Raw genomic sequence first — 17,966 nt, 5'->3', positions numbered from 1 at the left:
CGCTTGGAGGACCCATGCTGAAGTTCGACGTCAACCTCTCCCTCCTGTTCACCGACCTGCCCCTGCTGGAGCGTCCGGAGGCGGCGGCCAAGGCCGGATTCGACGCCGTCGAGCTGTGGTGGCCGTTCGCCGGGCCGCAGCCGTCCGACCGGGAGTTCGACGCGCTGAAGGGCGCCATCGACGATGCCGGGGTGCACCTGGTCGCGCTCAACTTCGACGCCGGCGACCTGGCCGCGGGCGATCGCGGCCTGCTGGCCCGCCCCGACGGTTCGGCGCGCTTCCGCGCCAACGTCGACGTCGCGGCCGGATTCGCCGCCGAGCTGGGCTGCACGGTGCTCAACGCCCTCTACGGCAATGACCCCGGCACCGACCGCGACCTCGCGGTGGAGAACCTCGCCCTGGCCGCCGACGTGGCGGCCCGCGCCGGCGCGACCGTCGTGCTGGAGCCGCTCAACTCCCAGGAATGCCCCCACTACCCGATCACCTCGTCGCGGGCGGCCTTCGCGGTGATCGACGCCGTCGGCCGCGACAACGTGGCCCTGCTCGCCGACCTCTACCACCTGCACGTGATGGGCGAGGACGTGCTGGCCCTCATCGACACCGCCACCCCCAGGTTCGGCCACGTACAGATCGCCGACGACCCCGGCAGGGGGCAGCCGGGCAGCGGGAGCATGCCGTACCCCGAGATTCTCACCCGCCTGGAAGCCGCCGGCTACCAGGGCCACGTCGGCCTGGAGTACCGGCACCAGGGGCCGGGCGCGTTCGCTTGGAGGAACCCGTGACCATCGGATTCGTCGGCCTCGGGATCATGGGCACCCCGATGGCCGCCAACCTGCTCAAGGCCGGGCACGCCGTGACCGGCTTCGACCTCAGCGGCGAGCGGATCGAACACCTGCTGGCCAGAGGCGGCACGGGCGCGCGGAGCGTGGCGGAGGCCGTCACGGACGCCGACCTGGTGATCACCATGCTGCCCGACTCGCCCCAGGTGGAGGAGGTCGTCCCCGAGATCCTGGAGCACGCCCGGCCCGGGCTGCTCTACCTGGATATGAGCACGATCAGCCCGCGGACCTCCCGCCGGGTGGCCGAGCTGGCCGCCCCCCGAGGCGTCAGGGCGCTCGACGCCCCGGTCAGCGGCGGCGAGCGCGGCGCGGTCGACGGCACCCTGTCGATCATGGTCGGCGGCGCGGCCGAGGACTTCGAGGCGGCGAAACCCGTCCTCGGCACGCTCGGCACCACCGTGGTGCACGTGGGCCCGCCGGGCGCCGGCCAGACCGTGAAGGCGGCCAACCAGCTCGTCGTCGGCGGGATCTACGGGCTGGTGGCCGAGGCGATCATGCTGCTGGAGGCCTCCGGCGTGGACCCGGTGGCCGGGCTGGACGTGCTGGCCGGCGGCCTGGCCGGGTCGCGGATCCTCGACCTCAAGCGGCACAGCATGGTCCGGCGCGAGTTCGCCCCCGGCTTCCGCCTCGACCTGCACCACAAGGACATGGGCATCGCGATCGCCGCCGCCCGCGAGGCCGGGGTCTCCCTCCCGCTCACCGGCCAGGTCGCCCAGCTCGTGGCGGCGGCCAGGGCGCAGGGCCACGGCTCACTCGACCACTCCGCCCTGCTCAAGGTGATCGAAAGGCTCAACGCATGAGACGTGTCCCGTGCATGGAGGCGGTGGTCGCGGTGCTGGAGTCGGAGGGCGTGGACACCGTCTTCGGCATCCCCGGCGCCGCCATCCTTCCCCTGTACGCCGCCCTGCGGACCAGCTCGGTCCGGCACATCACGGTCCGTCACGAGGAGGGCGGCACCCACGCGGCCGACGGCTGGGCCCGGGTGACCGGCAACGTCGGCGTCTGCGTCGGCACCTCGGGCCCGGCCGGCACCAACATGATCACGGGCCTCTACACGGCGATGGCCGACTCGATCCCGCTGATCTGCGTCACCGGCCAGGCCGCGACCACCAAGCTGCACCAGGAGGCGTTCCAGGCGGTCGACATCGTGGAGATCGCCCGGCCGGTGACCAAGTGGGCGGTGCAGCTCAGGGAGCCCGCCCAGGCGCCCTGGGTGTTCCGCGAGGCGTTCCGGGTCGCCCGGTCCGGCCGCCCCGGGCCGGTGCTCGTCGACCTGCCGATCGACGTGCAGCGCGGCACCTGCCTGTACGACCGCGAGCTGGACGCGCCACTGGCCGTCGAGATGCCCCGGCCGCTGCCCCGGGTGGTGCGCGCGGCGGTCGACCTGCTGCAGGGCGCCGAGCGGCCGCTGATCCTGGCCGGTGGCGGCGTGATCAGCGCCGACGCCTGCGAGGAGTTACGCGAGCTGGCCGAGCACCTGGGGATCCCGGTGCAGGTGACGCTCATGGGCAAGGGCGCCTTCCCCGAGGACCACCCGCTGTTCGCCGGGATGGCCGGCATCCAGACGCAGACCCGGTGGGGCAACGCCGCGTTCCTGGAGAGCGACCTGGTGCTGGCCGTGGGCGCGCGCTTCGGCGACCGGCACACCGGCGACCTCGACGTCTATCGCAGGGGCAGGCGGTTCGTGCACGTCGACATCGAGCCGACGCAGCTCGGCCGGGTCTTCGAGCCGGACCTCGGGATCGTCGGGCACGCCCGGCCGGTGCTGGCCGGCCTGCTGGCCGAGGCCCGCTCCCGCGCCCCGGAGCGCGGCCGTGAGCGGTGGGCGCACCGGATCGGCGAGCTGCGCGGCACGCTGACCCGCCGGGACGACTTCGACGACGTGCCGATCAAACCGCCACGCGTGTTCAGGGAGATCAACGCGTTCTTCGGCCGCGACACCACGTTCGTCACCGCGATCGGGCTTTACCAGATCTGGTCGGGCCAGTTCCAGACCACCTACCTGCCGCGCCGTTACCTGGTCTGCGGCCAGGCCGGGCCGCTCGGCTGGGAGGTGCCCGCCGCCATGGGCGTGAAGTGCGCGCATCCGGAGCGCCAGGTCGTGGCGGTGGTCGGCGACTACTCCTTCCAGTTCCTCATGGAGGAGGTGGCGGTCGCCGCCCAGTACCGGATCCCGTTCGTCATCGTGATGATCAACAACGAGTACCTGGGCCTGATCCGACAGGCCGAGCTGCCGTACGAGATGAACTACGCGGTAGACCTGCACTACGGAGAGGGTGGCATCGACCATGTCAAGGCGATGGAGGCCTTCGGCTGCCCGGCCCGCCGGGTGGAGCTGCCCGGTGACCTTCGCGACGCGCTGGCCTGGGCGAGCGCCGAGTCGGAGCGGGAACGTTTGCCGGTGCTCGTGGAGGTGATGGTGGAACGCGAGGCCAACGCCGCGATGGGCTCCTCGCTGGACGCGATCAGGGAGTTCGAGCCGCTGCCCGAGCTCGTCGCCGTCGACTGGTCCGACTGAGGAGGGCCCTCATGCAGCTCAAACCAGGGACGTCCTGGACGGACGCCTACGACAGATGCTGTGCCGCCGCCCCGGAGGCGTTCCACGACGACCGGGTGCTCAACCACTGGGGCGGGTTCTGGCAGCGCGACGGCCGCCCGGCCCCCGTCTTCTCACCGGTCGACGGCACCGCGATCACCGGCCCGCCCCGGCTGGACCGGGCAGGGGCGGCGCGGGCCGTGGCCGGCGCGGCCGACGAGCACCGGCAGTGGCGGCACGTGCCGCTCGCCGAGCGCCGCGCCAGGGTGTCGGCGGCCGTCGAGTCGATGGCCGCGCACCGCGACCTGCTGGCCCTGCTGCTGGTCTGGGAGATCGGCAAGCCGTGGAAGACGGCCTGCGCCGACGTCGACCGGTGTCTCGACGGGGTGCGCTGGTATCTCGGTGAGATCGACCGCATGGTGGCAGGCCGCGCGCCGCTGTCCGGGCCGGTCAGCAACATCGCGAGCTGGAACTATCCGATGAGCGTGCTCATGCACGCCGTGCTGGTCCAGGCGCTGGCCGGCAACGCGGTGATCGCCAAGACCCCGACAGGCGGCGGGCTGTCCTGCCTCACGCTGGCCACGGCCCTCGCCGTCAAGGAGGGCCTGCCGGTCACCCTGGTCAGCGGGGGAGGGGCGGAGCTGTCGCCGGTGCTGGTCCGGGGACAGTCGGTCGGCTGCGTCTCGTTCGTCGGCGGCCGGGACGCGGGGGCGCAGGTGGCCGCGTCGCTGGCCGACCTCGGCCGCCGGCACGTCCTGGAGCAGGAGGGGCTCAACTGCTGGGGCGTGTGGGACTACTCGGGCTGGGATCTGCTGACCGGGCAGATCCGCGCCTCGTTCGACTACGGCAAGCAGCGGTGCACCGCCTACCCGCGGTTCGTGGTGCAGCGGGAGCTGTTCCACGAGTTCCTGGCCGCCTACCTCGCGGCCGTCGGTTCGCTGCGCTTCGGCCATCCGCTGGCGGTCCGCGATCCGGACGATCCGCTGCCCGAGCTGGACTTCGGGCCGCTGATCAGCGCCTCGAAGGCCAAGGAGCTGGCCGACCAGGTGGACGAGGCCGTCGACAAGGGCGGGGTGCCGATCCACCGGGCCGCCCTCGACAGCGGACATTTCCTGCCCGGTCAGGATATTTCCGCGTACTTCGCTCCGACGGCGCTGCTCGACCCGCCCCGCTCCTCGCCACTGTTCCACGCCGAACCGTTCGGCCCGGTCGACACAATCGTCCTGGTCGACACCGAGGCCGAGCTGCTGGCCGCCATGAACGCCAGCAACGGGGCCCTGGTCGCCACCCTGTCCTGCGACGACGAGGCGACGGCCGAGCGCCTCGCCCCCGAGATCCGGGCGTTCAAGGTGGGCCACAACCGGCCCCGCTCCCGAGGCGACCGCGACGAGCTCTTCGGCGGGCTCGGCGCGTCCTGGCGCGGCGCCTTCGTCGGCGGCGAGCTTCTGGTGCGGGCGGTCACCGCCGGCCCCGAGGGCGAACGCCTGGTGGGCAACTTCCCGCACTACACCCTGCTGCCCTGATCCAGCCGGGCCGGGCGGGAACGGCTGACACCAACTCTTGGCCCGCACGAGAACCGTGCCGTCTCGAATTCGCGGAGAGGCCCCCCTAGCGTGAGGAACAGGGACGGAAGCAGGGGGCCGTGATGTTCATCGAGATCATTCAGGGTCAGGTGACCGCGTCCGGCGAACTGCGGGAGGCCCACGACTGGTGGCATCGCGAGATGTCGCACGAGGCGCACGGCTGGCTCGGCAGCACCATAGGCGTGACCGACAGCGGCGCCTACATCGCCGTGGCGCGCTACGACACGCAGGAGTCGGCATGGCGCACGGCCGACCTGGCCGTCCAGGGCAAGTGGTGGTTCGCGACCGCGAAGCTGTTCGAGGGACAGATGATCCTCCACGACTGCCCCCGAGTACGGCAGTACCTGGGCGGAGGGTCCGACTCGGCCGGATTCGTGCAGGTGATCCAGGGCCACCTCAAGGACCCGGACCGGATGGACGAGATCATCCGGCTCTGCGAGCCGGAGCTGGCCGCCTTCCGCCCCGACCTCATCGGCGGCACCACGGCCCTGCACGAGAGCGGCCTCTACACCGAGACCGCCTACTTCACCTCCGAGGAGGAGGCCAGAGCGGGTGAGCGCAAGGAGCCGCCGCCCCGGCTGCGCGACGCCTTGGCGGAGCTGACGAGTCTCTTCGAGGGGCCGCCCACCTACCACGACCTGCGTGACCCCTGGATGTACTCGCCCATCGGCACCTGACCGGAGGTCGTCTGCCGGCATGACGAGGCCGGCGGACGCCTTCCGTCGTCAGGAGGGGAGGACGAAGATGGGCGGGTCGACGGCGGGGTCTCCCGTGTCACGGCCGTCGCCGTTGTCGAGCACCGCGTCGCCCAGGTCGGCGTTGTCCTCGAACCACGCCTGTGCCGAGGTGCGCGAGCTGAGCAGCTCGCGCACTGAGGGGGAGCGCCGGCTCATCTCCCTGGCGCGCGGTGGCAGGACCACATAGAGGGTGTCCGGCGTGTGCTCGACGAAGCGCAAGGTCACGCCGTCCGGCAGCTGGTCGCCGATGTGCACCTTCCGGTCGAGCTCGTCGAGCAGCCGCTCGGTGTCGGTGACGAGACGTGCCCGGAACGGTTCGTCGACCATCGCCATGCGCACCAGACCGGCCACGCCCTTGCTGTTGAGGCGCGGTTCCTGCAGGACGACGCTCTCCTGCCAGAGCCGGAGAAGGCGTTCGTCCTCCTCGTTCAGCCTCTTGAGGGCCTCGCTCACGACGCGCTTCTCGGGGCCGTCGGTGAGATCGTTCCCGCGCCCCGCCGTCGCGTCCTGGTCAGCGGTCATCAGCTCTCGCCTCCATCGTCGTTGTCCGTGCAGTGCAGCAGGCCCTCGCTGACCAGCCGAGCGACAAGATCGATCTTGTCTTCGGCCGAGAGCGGGCCCGGTAGCTCGCCGACCGCGAACCGCTCGTGGCCGGCGACGAACGTCAGCGCGGGCGCCAGGAAAGCGGGCCCGGAGACGTAGTTGCCGGCGAACTCGACCCGTGCCTCCTCGGCGGTGGAGCCGGCCCGGCAGAGAGCACCGTGAGCGCGGGCCACGACACTGTCGAGGGTCAATCCGGCGATGGCGTCTATCGACCGGAAATGCCCGCCGCCCGCGGCCTTGCCGGTGGCCCGGACCCGCGCGCCGAGCCGGGCTTTGGCGCGTTCCATCAGCAGCGGTTGGCTGATCGCCGCCCGCGCCAGTTCGTCCGCGAGGGTCGCGAGCCGGGCCGCGTCCAGCGGGGCGTCCAGGAAGCCGGGCGCCAGCGCGCTCCGCAGGCCGGTGTGCTCGTCGGCGAACAGGGCCAGCGCCTCGCTCACGAGGTCGATCCACCTGAAGACGTGCAGACCGACGGTGAGGTGCAGGGACGAGGAGGAGCCCGTCACGGCCTCGTGCGGGAAACCGCGCGGCAGGTAAAGGACGTCGCCCGGCCGTAACGTGAACGCGCGGAAGCCGGAGAACGACTTCAGGGGCCCGGACTTCGCCGAAGCGAGGGGAAGGCTGTCCAGCGGGTCCGCGACGTGCCATTCCTTCGTGCCGTGCAACTGCAGGATGAAGACGTCATGGGTGTCGGCGTGCGGAAGGAATCCCTGGCTGTCGCGCGGAGTGAGATACAGGTTGGCGCCGACCGGGTGGTGGAGCGAGACCTCGAGCGCGCCGCAGAGCCGCGCGACCACGCCGGACCTGTGATGGATTCGGTTCAGGACGATCGAGAAACCGTCGTGGTAGGCCCGGTAGGCCTCCTGCACATCCGGCATGCCGCCCGCGTCCAGCCGGAAACGCCGATCCGTCCGGGTGCCCCTCGCATCCGTTCTGACCATGAGTCCGTCGTCGGCGGCTCGAATCGGGCCCGACGTCGTGGCCGTGATCAGCTCGTCGACATCGTCCAGCCCCGGCAGGCGCGAGAAATACTCCGGCGTCTCGCGATGGACGACAAGGGGCGCCGTCTCCCAGTACGAACGGATGAACTTGGTGGTCGAGACGGGATGAAGAAGCCAGGCGAGGCTGAACGGCTCGGTTAATTGCGGCAAATTGCCGGAAATTGTCGAGCTTTCCAGCGGTTCGCGGTTCATCAGTGATTCTGATCCGGACACATCTTGCACGCTCGCATATCGCCCGGGGGAATACCAGCGTTTCCGAGGCGACGGCGAGAGGGCACCGCCGAGGGGGCGGCGGCTCCCGGCAGGGGGCCGATCCGCCGGCTCCGTCACGCCGGGCCGAAAGGATCATCTGGCGGCCGCTCATCCGCCCTGACCGGCGGCGATAGGCCCGCGGGGGAGGCCGGAGGTTTCGAGGAAAGCCGCAAGGTAAGTCATAGCCCATCAAAAGGTAATAAGGGGAGAAAGGGGGCCCGGGTGGAGCAGGGGCTGGAGTCGGCGAAGGAATCCCACGGCGAGCGAGCCGACCGTAACTTCGTCGAGCTGTTGCAGGGCGCCCGGGTGGCGGTGACCGGAGTCCAGGTGCTGTTCGCGTTCCTGCTCACGGTCCCGTTCTCGGAGGGGTTCGTCCGGCTGGGCGACCTCGACCGGCGGCTGTACTTCGTCGCGCTGGTGAGCGCGGCCATCGCGTCCATCCTCTACATCGCCCCGGCCACCCAGCACCGGGTGCTGTTCCGGCAGGGCATGAAGGAGACGCTGGTCCGCCGCTCCAACCTGTACGGCATCGCCGGCGCCCTGGCGCTCGCCGTGGCGATGACCGCGGCGACCATGCTGGTCGTCGACTACCTGTTCGACGGCACGGTGGCGATCATCACGGCCGGAGTCGTCGCGCTGCTCGCCCTGTGGGCCTGGTTCATCCAGCCGGCGCTCGACCGCTCCACCTCCACGGAGGAATGACGCGGCGAGCCCTCAGGACTCCCGCGGGGGCAGTTCGGTGCCGTCCTCGCCGGGAGCGCCCGCTTGGTAGGAGGCCCGCCCCACGATGTGCGCGGCCACCGAGACCGTGATCACCTGCGCCAGGCCGGTGACCACCAGCGGGCCGGCCATCGCCCAGGTGGGATTGCGCAGCCACATCGCGACCAGGATCAGCAGCACGCCGAGCACCTGCGGCTTGGTGCCCGGATGCATCCGCTCCAGCGTGGTCGTGAAGCGCACCAGGCCGACCCCGGCGATCAGGCACAGCCCCGCACCGGTGATCATGCAGACGGCCGCGGCCACGTCGAGGAGGGTCATCGCGACCTGCCCGCGAAGAAGCGGGCGATCGACACCGAGCCGACGAAGCCCAGCAACGACAGCACCAGCATGATCGGCACGTCGGAGTAGTCGTGCCGGACGGCGGCGAACGCGCCGATGCCGCACATGGCCAGCGCGGTCATCACGTCGAGCGCGACCGCCCGGTCCAGCATGTTCGGGCCGCGCGCCATCCGGTAGAGCGTGGCCAGCGCCGCGCAGCCGAGCAGCCCCAAGGTCACCAGGTAGACGCCCGTCACCGCAACTCCTCCCGATCCGCCCGGGTGCCGAACGCCGCCACGATGCGGTGCTCCAGCCCCGCGACGTCCTCCGTCACCTTCTCGGCCACGTCCCCCCGGTAGCCGAGGATGTGCAGCACCAGCTGCCGGGGCTCGCCGTGGACCTCGATGACGAGGCTGCCCGGCACCGACGACAGCGCCACCATGACGAGCATGGTCATCGCGTCCGACGAGGTGCGCAGCCGTACCGTGACGACCTGGGTCGGCGCCGGGCCGGGACGCAGCACCCAGACGGCCACCCGGACCGTCGAGGCCACCATGTCGCCGGCGAACCGCACCAGAAAGGCCGGCAGCGCCGGCAGGTTCAGCCTGAGGCCCGGATCCAGCACCGGCAGCGGCAGCAGCCACGTGACGACGAGCCCGACGGCCAGCCCGCCCAGCACGTTGCCCACCGACAGCTCGCCCCACAGCGTCACCCAGAGCAGGGCCAGCGCGACCAGCAGCGGCAGCGGCACCCGCCTGCCGAGCAGCCTCGGCGCGAGGTTCACGATCCGCCCCCGGAGATCGTCCGCCCGAGTACGGCGGAGATGTACGGCTCGCGCGCCATGAGCTCACCGGCCGCCCGCTCCGCCAGCGACGACAGCGGCCCGGCCAGCACCGTGAACGACAGGGCCAGGGCCACCAGCGCCGCCGACGACCCGAGCAGCAACACCGGCATCGCGGCCGTGGTCACGATCGGAGCCTCGCCGGTCGCCTCCTCGCTCTCCACCACGAGCCCCGGGTGCTCGGCCGGCGGCTCCCGCCAGAACGCCTTGCCCCAGGTCTTCACCATGGCGTACAGCGTGAGCAGACTGGTCACCAGGCCGCCGGCCACCAGTGTGAGCGCCAGCGGGGTGCCGTCCGCGACCCCAGCCTGGACCAGCACGAGCTTGCCCAGGAAGCCCGACATCGGCGGGATGCCCGACAGGTTCATCGCCGGGACGAAGAACAGCACCGCGATCAGCGGCGCGGCCGTCATCAGCCCGCCGAGCCGGTCCACGGACGTGGTCCCGGTGCGCCGCTCGATCAGCCCGGTCACCAGGAACAGGCTCGTCTGCACGGTGATGTGGTGCACGACATAGAAGATGGCGCCGGTCAGGCCCTGCACGGTCGACAGCGCCACTCCGAACACCATGTAGCCGATGTGGCTGACCAGCGTGAAGGAGAGCATCCGCTTGATGTCGGTCTGGGCCACGGCGCCGAACACCCCGGTCAGCATGGTCGCCAGCGCCACCCACATGAGCAGCGTCGACACCGGCCCCCCGGGGAACAGCAGGGCCTCCAGCCGGATCACCGAGTAGACGCCGACCTTGGTGAGCAGCCCCGCGAAGACCGCCGTGGCTGGCGTCGGCGCGGTCGGATAGGAGTCGGGCAGCCACGCCGACAGGGGGAACATCGCCGCCTTGATCGCGAAAACCAGCAGCAGGGTCAGCTCGATCAGCAGCTGGACGTGCATGGGCAGCGTGGGGAACCGCTCGGCGAGCTGGGCGATGGCCAGGGTCCCGGTGGCCGCGTAGGTGACGGCCAGCGCGACGAGGAACAGCATCGACGAGGCCAGCGCCATCACCGTGTACGTGGCCCCGGCGCGGATCCTCGACTGGGTGCCGCCGAAGGTGAGCAGCACGTACGAGCCGCTCAGCAGCATCTCGAACGCCACGAACAGGTTGAACAGGTCGCCCGTGAGGAACGCGTCGGTCACGCCCGCCACCATCACCAGGAACGCGGGGTGGAAGATCCCCATGGGCGCGGTGAGCTCCTGGTCGGCGTACGCGCTGGTGACCGCGTAGATCATCACGCAGAGCGTCACGGCCGACGAGACCACCAGCATCAGCGCGGACAGCCGGTCGGCGACCAGGCAGATGCCGACCGGGGCGGGCCAGCCGCCGAGGTCGGTGACGAGCGCGCCGTTCGTGTCGGCCTCGATCAGCAGCAGCACCGAGACCACGAGCACGCCGCCGAGCGTTCCGATGCTGATCAGCGACTGCAGGCGGCGCAGGCGGGCGCCGATCGCCAGTTTCAGCCCCGCAGCCAGGAGCGGCAGCAGCACCGGCAGGCTGACCAGACTCTCCATCAGTCCTCGTCGCCTTCCAGCTCGGGGTCCAGCGCGAGCGCCTGGCGCTCCCGCTCGGCCCGGATCGCGGCCCGCATCTGCTTGAGCGCCTCCCGCTGCCGGATCCGCAGCCTCCTGCGCAGTTCCTTCTCCCGTGCCGCCTGCTGGCGTTGCCTGCGGGCGTCCTCCTCGCGCAGCCCGAGCAGCCGGACCTTCTTCTCCTCGGCGGGCTCCAGCTCCTGGCGCCTGGTCTCCTCCAGCGCCTGCCGCTCGGCCCGCGCGGCGTCCAGCCGGGCCAGCTCGGCCCGCTGGTCGAGGATGAGCCGCCGGTAGGCCGCCCGCAGCTGCCGGACGCCCTCGCTCAGCTCGCCGCGCCTGGCCCGCAGCCGCACCTGGCGGTCCTCGGTGTCGTCCTGCACCCCGTCGCTGCCGGTCAGCTGCCACGAGCGGTGCACCATGGCCAGCAGGAACGCGCTGACGCCCAGCGTGATCACGATCGAGGTGAGCACCATCGCCTGCGGGAGCGGGTCGGCCATGCTCGCCGGCGCGAACCGGCCGAGGATCGGCGGGTTGCCCGACGGCCCGCCGACCGTGACGATCAGCAGGTTGACGCCGTTGCCGAGCATGATCACGCCCACCAGGATGCGGACCAGGCTGCGTTCCAGCAGCAGGGTGACCCCGGCGGCGATCAGCACGCCACAGGCGGCGAGGGGCAGCAGCGGGGCCGTCACGCGGCCTCCGCGTCGATCTGCCGGTCCAGCTCGGCGCCGAGGCCGCGCAGCACGTCCTGCACCAGGCCGATGACGGCCAGGTAGACGCCGAGGTCGAACACCAGCCCCGTGGACAGGTGCAGGTGGCCCAGCACCGGGACCGCCAGGTCCACGGCCAGGATGTCCAGCGCCGCCTGCCCGAACAGCAGCCCGGCCAGCGCCGTCCCGGTCGAGAGCGTCAGGCCGACGCCCATCAGCACGCCCGCGTGCGCCGGCACCGCCCTGGCCAGCTCGTAGCGGCCGCCCGCCAGGTAGCGGACGGTGATGGCCAGGCCCGCCACGATGCCGCCCGCGAACCCGCCCCCGACCCGCGAGTGCCCGATGACCAGCAGGAACACCGACAGCAGCAGCACCGAGTGAAAGGTCAGCCGCGCCACGATCTCGAACAGCAGCGCCCGCTCACCGGCGGGCAGCGTCGAAGCCAGCCAGTGGGTGCGGCCGGGCGGCTGCTCGCCGCCCTCCCTCTCGATGCTGTACGTCCGGCGGCGCAGGAACACCATGCTGGTGACGCCCAGCGCCAGCACCACGATCACCGAGCTCTCGCCCATCGTGTCCCAGGCCCGGATGTCGAGCAGCAGCGCGCTGACGATGTTGTGCGCGCCCGCCGTCTCCGCCGCCGACGCCATGTGCGCGCCCGCGGGCTCGGCGGCGCGCGCGCTCATCGCCAGCATCCCGGCGCCCGCTGCCACCACCCCCACCGCGACGCCGAGGGCCAGCCGGAGGCGGAGATCCACTCGCCCCCGGTCCGCCTCCAACGGCAGCCGCCGCAGCACCAGCGCGAACACCACCAGGCTCAGCGTCTCGGCGAGGAACTGGGTGAGCGCCAGGTCGGGGGAGCCGTGCACCAGGAAGAGCAGCGCCGTGCCGTACCCGGTGAGACCGGAGACGACGGCCACCAGGATGTACGCGCGGGCGTACAGGGCGAGCAGCGCCGCCGCGACCAGAAGCACCACGACGACGGGCTGCTCGGGCCGCTCCCAGGCGACGACGCTCACCTCCAGCGACGCCGGCCGGCCGTAGCCGATGGCGAAGACGCCGAGGCCGACCATCGCGCTCAGCGCCAGCATCAGGTAGTCGGGCAGCGAGCCGCGCTGGGTGACGCCGGTGAACTGCACGAAGAACAGGTCCAGCCGCCGCATGAGCGACCAGTAGACGTGGCCGGAGTCCAGCAGGTGCAGGCTCGTCCCGAGGCGGGCGACCGGCTCCCGCGCCAGGAACAACGCCACCCCGCCGAGCAGGGCCAGCGCCGACAGCGCCAGCGGCACCGGCGCGCCCGACCAGAGCGCCAGATGGGTGCCGTGACCGGGCGGGAACGTCCCGGTGTAACCCGACATGGCGGCGTCGTACACGGAGGCGAGCGGCGCCAGCGCGAGCCCGAGCGCCGACAGTAGCGCGGGCGGCGCGAACATCGCCGCCTCGGTACGCCGGACCGGCGTCGGCTCCAGGCCGGGCTTGCCGGCGAACGCGCCCCACAGGAAGCGCAGCGTGTAGGCGGCGGTCAGCGCCGACCCGAGCACGATCCCGGCCAGCATCGCCGTCGCCGCCGGCTCGCCCGTCAGCAGCGACTCCAGCGCGGCCTCCTTGCCGACGAACCCCACGAACGGCGGCAGACCCGCCATCGACGCCCCCGCCAGCAGCGAGACCACGCACACCCACGGCATCGACCGGCGCAGCCCGCTGAGCACGCGCAGATCCCGGGTGCCCGTCCCGCGATCGATCACGCCGACCACCAGGAACAGCGCCGCCTTGAAGAGCGCGTGCCCGAGCAGCATCGCCACGCCCGCGAGCGCGGAGTCCCGGGTGCCCGCGCCGAACAGCACCGTGAGGAAGCCCAGCTGGCTGACTGTGCCGTAGGCGAGCAGCCGCTTGAGGTCCGTCTCGCGCAGCGCCCGCCACCCGCCGAGCAGCATCGTCAGCACCCCGAGGCATACCGCCGGCGCCCGCCACCACGTCAGGTCGCCGAAGGCCGGGCCGAGCCTGGCCAGCAGGTAGATCCCCGCCTTCACCATGGCCGCGGCGTGCAGGTAGGCCGAGACAGGGGTCGGCGCGGCCATCGCCGCGGGCAGCCACAGGCTGAACGGGAAGATCGCCGACTTCGACAGCGCCCCCACCAGGACCAGCGCCAGCGCCCCGGCCGCCACCGGCGGAGGGTCGGCGACGATCGCGGAGACGCGGTAGGTGCCCGCCGCCTCGCCGATCAGCACGAGCCCCGCCAGCATGGCCAGCCCGCCGAACGTGGTGACGGTCACCGCCACCAGCGCCGCCCGCCTGCTCGTCCTGCTCTCCGGGTGGTAGCCGATCAGCAGGTAGGAGAAGACCGTGGTCAGCTCCCAGAACACGTACAGCAGGAGCAGGTCGTCGGCGACCACCAGGCCGAGCATCGAGCCCGCGAAGGCGACCATCACCCCGCCGTACCGGCCGAGCCCTTCGTCGCCGGCCTTGAAGTAGCGCGTGCTGTAGATCAGGACGAGCGCGCCCACCCCGGTGACCAGCGCCATCATCAGCACCGCCAGCGAGTCGGCGCGGAAGGCCAGCTCCATGCCGAGCGCCGGCGCCCACGGGCGGGCCGACGTGACCGGCTCGTTCGCCGCGGCCCAGACCGTGTATCCGAACCCGCAGGCGGGAGGCACGGCCAGCACGGCGAACGAGCCCCGCCCAAGGCGCCTCGCCAGCCACGGAGCGCAGATCGCCGCCACCGCGTGCAGGATCAGCAGCGACTCCATGGGCTCCTCGGACGGGAATGACCGGGCACGTCCGATCGAACCTCTCGCGAAGCCCGCGACCGCGCGCCGAGGCGCGACGGGTGTTGACCGGAACCTCACCACCCGCACACCCGCACATGATCAGGCGTGTGCCCCCGCTCAGGCGGACGGGACACCCGCAGGCGGCGTTCTGTGGCACTGTAGGACGGTGCGTCCAGTAACCTGCCCGGCAAGAGGTGCCCGATAAGCGGCAAAGAGGTGCGGAGCCTGCTGCGCCGCGCGGGGCGGCTGCTCGACGACACCCGGCGTCTCGGCCACGAGCACGACAGGGCGCTGGCCGAGGTCCGCGCCGCCCTCGACGCCGTGCGCGATCGGCTGTCCAGGGCCGGGCTGGGCGCCATCCCGCTGGCCCGGCTGAAGGACGTCACCGGCGGGCGGCTGCGGCTCGGGTCGCTGGAGAGCGCCGGCTACACCACCGTGCTCAGCGTGCTGGAGGCGACGCCGTACGAACTGCAGCGGGTGCCGGGCATCGGGCCGCAGACGCAGCGGCAGGCGCACGCGGCGGCCCGGCAGATCGCGCTCGCCGCCCGCGGGTCCACCGCCGTGCAGATCGACGTCGAGCACCAGGATCCCGAGACCACCACGCTGCTCGTCACCCTGCACCGGCTGGTGGCCGCCGGTCCCGAGCTGCCGCGCGCCCGCCGCGCGGCCGAGACCATCGCGCGGCGACTCGACACGCTCCTCCCCGCCGCGCGCCCCGCCGCCAGTTGGTGGCGCACGCTGCTGTCCGGCGCGGAACGCCGTGACCACGCCGCCCGGGCCGTGGCGGAGCTCGGCGACGTGCTCGCCCGGGAGACCGAGACCCGGCTGCTCCTCGCCCAGGCCACCGCCGACCTGCTGCGCCCGCCGCCCGACGACGACGAGGCGTGGATCGACTTCGAGATCCGCTCGGCCGACTACTACAACCTGCTGGCCGAGCTCGCCGCCCTGGAGCCGGACGACCGGGTCGCCGCCGAGGGGTTCCTGCCCGACGAACTTGCCGAACGCGTCAGGTCCCAGCGGCTCGACGACACCCACCGGCGCGTCTCTCTGCGCGGTTACCAGGCGTTCGGAGCCAGGTTCGCACTGGCCCAGCGGCGGGTGATCCTCGGGGACGAGATGGGGCTGGGCAAGACCGTTCAGGCCATCGCCGCCCTGGCCCACCTGCGCGCCGAGGGCGCCACGCACTTCCTGGTCGTCTGCCCGGCGAGCGTACTGGTCAACTGGATCCGCGAGATTGAGACCCGCAGCACGCTGCGGGTCTACCGGCTGCACGGCGCCGAGCGCGCCACCGCCCAGGCCGAGTGGCCGGAGCACGGCGGCGTCGCGGTGACCACGTTCGACGGGCTGGCCAAGGTCGAGGCCGCGCACGAGGTCGCGATGCTCGTCGTGGACGAGGCCCACTACGCCAAGAACCCCGAGGCCCGCCGGTCCAGGGAGGTGGCCCGCTGGTGCGGCCGGGTCGACCGGGTGCTGTTCATGACCGGCACCCCGATGGAGAACCGGGTCGAGGAGTTCCGCAACCTCGTCCGCCACGTCCAGCCCGGCCTGCTCGCCGAGGTCAGGAGCAGCGACGCGGCGGCCGGCGCCGGGGCGTTCCGCCGCGCCGTCGCCCCCGTCTACCTGCGCCGCAACCAGGAGGACGTGCTGACCGAGCTGCCCGACCTCGTCCACGTGGACGAGTGGGAGGAGCTCAGCGCGGCCGACGCCGACGTCTACCGGGAGGCGGTGGCGGCCGGCCGGTTCATGGCCATGCGCCGCGCCGCCTACGCCGTGCCTGAGAAGTCGGCCAAGCTGGAACGGCTGCGCGAGCTGGTCGACGAGGCGGCCCGGAGCGAGCTCAAGGTCGTGGTGTTCTCCTACTTCCGCGACGTGCTCGCCACCGTGGGCGAGGAGCTCGGCGACCACCACGGGCCGATCTCCGGCGACCTGGCGCCCGAACGCCGTCAGCAGGTCGTGGACGCCTTCACGGCCGCGCCGGGCCACGCGGTGTTACTCGCCCAGATCCAGGCGGGTGGGGTCGGCCTCAACCTGCAGGCCGCCTCCGTCGTGATCATCTGCGAGCCGCAGGTGAAGCCGACCATGGAGAGCCAGGCCGTGGCCCGCGCCCACCGCATGGGGCAGGTCCGCAGGGTGCAGGTGCACCGGCTGCTCTCGCCCGACAGCGTGGACGAGCGGATGCTGCGCCTCCTGCACGCCAAGAGCGCCCTGTTCGACGCCTTCGCCAGGCGCAGCGACCTCGCCGAGTCGACGCCGGACGCGATCGACGTCTCCGAGCAGACGCTGGCCCGGCAGATCGTCGAAGAGGAACAACGCCGCCTGCACGTCGGCGACGCGGCCACCCCCGCCTGACCCGCCACCCGGCTCACCGAGCCGGGGGCTCGGTGAGCTGGTGCGCCCAGGGCGGGTCGGCGCCCGCCACCGCGCAGGTCAGCGCGGCGACCCGGGCGGCGAACGAGGCGGCCTCGGCGGCCGTGGCCAGGTCGAGCCGATCCAGCCGCCCGCCGAGCAGCCCGCGCTCGTCCAGCCGGTGCAGCAGCCCCGCGGTGAACGCGTCACCCGCGCCGACCGTGTCCACGACGGTCACCTCGGGCGCCGCCACCTCCGCCCGTGCTCCGGCCAGCGACACCAGCGCCCCGGACGCGCCCCTGGTGACCACGATCAGGCGAGCGCCCGCCTCGTGCCAGGCGTCGCAGACCCGCTCCACCGGCTCCCCGGGCGCCAGGAAGCCCAGATCCTCCTCGCTCAGCTTGAGGACGTCGGCCACGCCGCACCAGCGCGCCATCTGGTAGTCCTCGCGTCTTGCCAGGCTGGGCCGGACGTTGGGGTCGATCGAGACGGTCAGGCGCTCCGCGGCGGCGGCCGCGAACGACTCCACCGCGTCCCGCCCCGGCTTCCTCACCAGCGCCAGGGAGCCCGTGTGCAGGCACGACACCCCGGCCAGGTCACGTGAGCCCAGCTCCTCCGGCGACCATCGCCAGTCGGCGGCGCCCTCGGCGTAAAAGCGGTATCCGGCCTGCCCGTGCTCGTCGAGCGACGCCACCGCGAGCGCACTCGGCTCCTCGGCGTCCACGCATCCCGACAGGTCCACCCCCGACGAGGCCAGATGCTCGCGGAACAACCCGCCGAACACGTCACCCGAGATCCGCCCGAAGAACCGCGCCTGGCCGCCGAGCCGCGCCAGGGCCACCGCCGTGTTCGCCGGCCCGCCCCCTGGAAACACCCGCAACCCCAGCCCGGCGGAGCGCGCCGCGTCACCGCCGGGGCCGGGCGCCTCCACGCCGACTCGTGAGGGCCGCGCGGCGGGTCGTGAGGTTTCCGCGCCGGGTCGTGAGTCGTCCACGCCCGGCCGTCGATCGGCGAAGGCGTCCGCCACGCACTCGCCCAGGACCGCGATCATCGCCCGCCTCTCCGCCGGTCGCCGCCCGTCGCCGCCGTCGCCACGAGACCAGGGTGCCGACGTCTCCCAGATCGGAGCCCCTGCCCCCGGCGACCTGGACGACAACATGGTCCCCGCGCCGATCTGCCCGCATGGGATGGATGG

General features: G+C 72.4%; 16 protein-coding genes. 7 read left to right on the top strand and 9 right to left on the bottom strand.

Going from position 1 to position 17,966, the window contains the following annotated elements:
- The first annotated feature begins 14 nt into the window (after positions 1 to 14).
- The 5 genes from AC5L3X_RS27570 to AC5L3X_RS27550 all read left to right on the top strand — a co-directional run bounded on the left by AC5L3X_RS27570 (position 15) and on the right by AC5L3X_RS27550 (position 5,635).
- Positions 15 to 782 (top strand): hydroxypyruvate isomerase family protein, encoded by a 768-nt coding sequence (locus AC5L3X_RS27570; protein ID WP_494860719.1) that lies wholly within the window; start codon positions 15 to 17, stop codon positions 780 to 782.
- Positions 779 to 1,639: a 2-hydroxy-3-oxopropionate reductase gene (locus AC5L3X_RS27565; RefSeq protein WP_494860718.1), complete on the top strand. Its 861-nt coding sequence runs from the start codon at positions 779 to 781 to the stop codon at positions 1,637 to 1,639. Before AC5L3X_RS27570 ends, AC5L3X_RS27565 begins: the two co-directional genes overlap by 4 nt.
- Positions 1,636 to 3,357 (top strand): glyoxylate carboligase, encoded by a 1,722-nt coding sequence (gene gcl / locus AC5L3X_RS27560; RefSeq protein WP_494860717.1) that lies wholly within the window; start codon positions 1,636 to 1,638, stop codon positions 3,355 to 3,357. Before AC5L3X_RS27565 ends, gcl begins: the two co-directional genes overlap by 4 nt.
- Before the next feature lie 11 nt (positions 3,358 to 3,368).
- Positions 3,369 to 4,898: an aldehyde dehydrogenase family protein gene (locus AC5L3X_RS27555; RefSeq protein ID WP_494860716.1), complete on the top strand. Its 1,530-nt coding sequence runs from the start codon at positions 3,369 to 3,371 to the stop codon at positions 4,896 to 4,898.
- Positions 4,899 to 5,017: 119 nt separating this feature from the next.
- The gene (locus AC5L3X_RS27550) at positions 5,018 to 5,635 is read left to right on the top strand and encodes a hypothetical protein (protein WP_494860715.1); all 618 of its coding nucleotides are present in this window, start codon (positions 5,018 to 5,020) and stop codon (positions 5,633 to 5,635) included.
- 48 nt (positions 5,636 to 5,683) lie between these two features.
- Here the strand turns inward: AC5L3X_RS27550 and AC5L3X_RS27545 are convergent, their stop codons facing one another.
- Together AC5L3X_RS27545 and AC5L3X_RS27540 are read right to left on the bottom strand one after the other, a co-directional pair.
- Complete coding sequence (locus tag AC5L3X_RS27545) at positions 5,684 to 6,217, bottom strand: hypothetical protein (protein ID WP_494860713.1); 534 nt, start codon at positions 6,215 to 6,217, stop codon at positions 5,684 to 5,686.
- Positions 6,217 to 7,488, bottom strand: coding sequence for a cupin domain-containing protein (locus AC5L3X_RS27540; RefSeq protein ID WP_494860711.1), 1,272 nt, complete (start codon positions 7,486 to 7,488; stop codon positions 6,217 to 6,219). Before AC5L3X_RS27540 ends, AC5L3X_RS27545 begins: the two co-directional genes overlap by 1 nt.
- A 282-nt stretch (positions 7,489 to 7,770) precedes the next feature.
- On the opposite strand from AC5L3X_RS27540, the gene AC5L3X_RS27535 reads away from it, so the two are divergent.
- Positions 7,771 to 8,250: a DUF6328 family protein gene (locus AC5L3X_RS27535; protein ID WP_189123048.1), complete on the top strand. Its 480-nt coding sequence runs from the start codon at positions 7,771 to 7,773 to the stop codon at positions 8,248 to 8,250.
- Positions 8,251 to 8,262: 12 nt separating this feature from the next.
- Here the strand turns inward: AC5L3X_RS27535 and mnhG are convergent, their stop codons facing one another.
- From mnhG to AC5L3X_RS27505, 6 genes are read right to left on the bottom strand one after another with little or no spacing between them, the layout of a single operon-like run.
- Complete coding sequence (gene mnhG, locus AC5L3X_RS27530; RefSeq protein ID WP_494860709.1) at positions 8,263 to 8,586, bottom strand: monovalent cation/H(+) antiporter subunit G; 324 nt, start codon at positions 8,584 to 8,586, stop codon at positions 8,263 to 8,265.
- A complete protein-coding gene (locus AC5L3X_RS27525) occupies positions 8,583 to 8,843 on the bottom strand; it encodes a monovalent cation/H+ antiporter complex subunit F (RefSeq protein WP_189123046.1) in 261 nt (86 codons plus the stop codon). The genes mnhG and AC5L3X_RS27525 overlap by 4 nt, the downstream gene beginning before the upstream one ends.
- A complete protein-coding gene (locus AC5L3X_RS27520) occupies positions 8,840 to 9,370 on the bottom strand; it encodes a Na+/H+ antiporter subunit E (RefSeq protein ID WP_494860707.1) in 531 nt (176 codons plus the stop codon). The genes AC5L3X_RS27525 and AC5L3X_RS27520 overlap by 4 nt, the downstream gene beginning before the upstream one ends.
- Positions 9,367 to 10,932: a Na+/H+ antiporter subunit D gene (locus AC5L3X_RS27515; protein ID WP_494860706.1), complete on the bottom strand. Its 1,566-nt coding sequence runs from the start codon at positions 10,930 to 10,932 to the stop codon at positions 9,367 to 9,369. Before AC5L3X_RS27515 ends, AC5L3X_RS27520 begins: the two co-directional genes overlap by 4 nt.
- The gene (locus AC5L3X_RS27510; protein WP_494860704.1) at positions 10,932 to 11,642 is read right to left on the bottom strand and encodes a Na(+)/H(+) antiporter subunit C; all 711 of its coding nucleotides are present in this window, start codon (positions 11,640 to 11,642) and stop codon (positions 10,932 to 10,934) included. The genes AC5L3X_RS27515 and AC5L3X_RS27510 overlap by 1 nt, the downstream gene beginning before the upstream one ends.
- Complete coding sequence (locus tag AC5L3X_RS27505) at positions 11,639 to 14,404, bottom strand: Na+/H+ antiporter subunit A (protein WP_494860702.1); 2,766 nt, start codon at positions 14,402 to 14,404, stop codon at positions 11,639 to 11,641. The genes AC5L3X_RS27510 and AC5L3X_RS27505 overlap by 4 nt, the downstream gene beginning before the upstream one ends.
- 237 nt (positions 14,405 to 14,641) lie before the next feature.
- Here AC5L3X_RS27505 and AC5L3X_RS27500 point away from each other — a divergent pair, with 237 nt between their 5' ends.
- The gene (locus AC5L3X_RS27500; protein ID WP_494860700.1) at positions 14,642 to 16,774 is read left to right on the top strand and encodes a DEAD/DEAH box helicase; all 2,133 of its coding nucleotides are present in this window, start codon (positions 14,642 to 14,644) and stop codon (positions 16,772 to 16,774) included.
- Positions 16,775 to 16,787: 13 nt separating this feature from the next.
- Here the strand turns inward: AC5L3X_RS27500 and AC5L3X_RS27495 are convergent, their stop codons facing one another.
- Positions 16,788 to 17,822, bottom strand: coding sequence for a carbohydrate kinase family protein (locus tag AC5L3X_RS27495; protein WP_494860698.1), 1,035 nt, complete (start codon positions 17,820 to 17,822; stop codon positions 16,788 to 16,790).
- Positions 17,823 to 17,966: the final 144 nt, after the last annotated feature.

It is taken from the genome of Nonomuraea sp. CX421, from assembly GCF_059358955.1.
The sequence above is the reverse complement of the archived record's forward strand: the minus strand, read 5'-3'. Positions and strand labels throughout refer to the sequence as shown.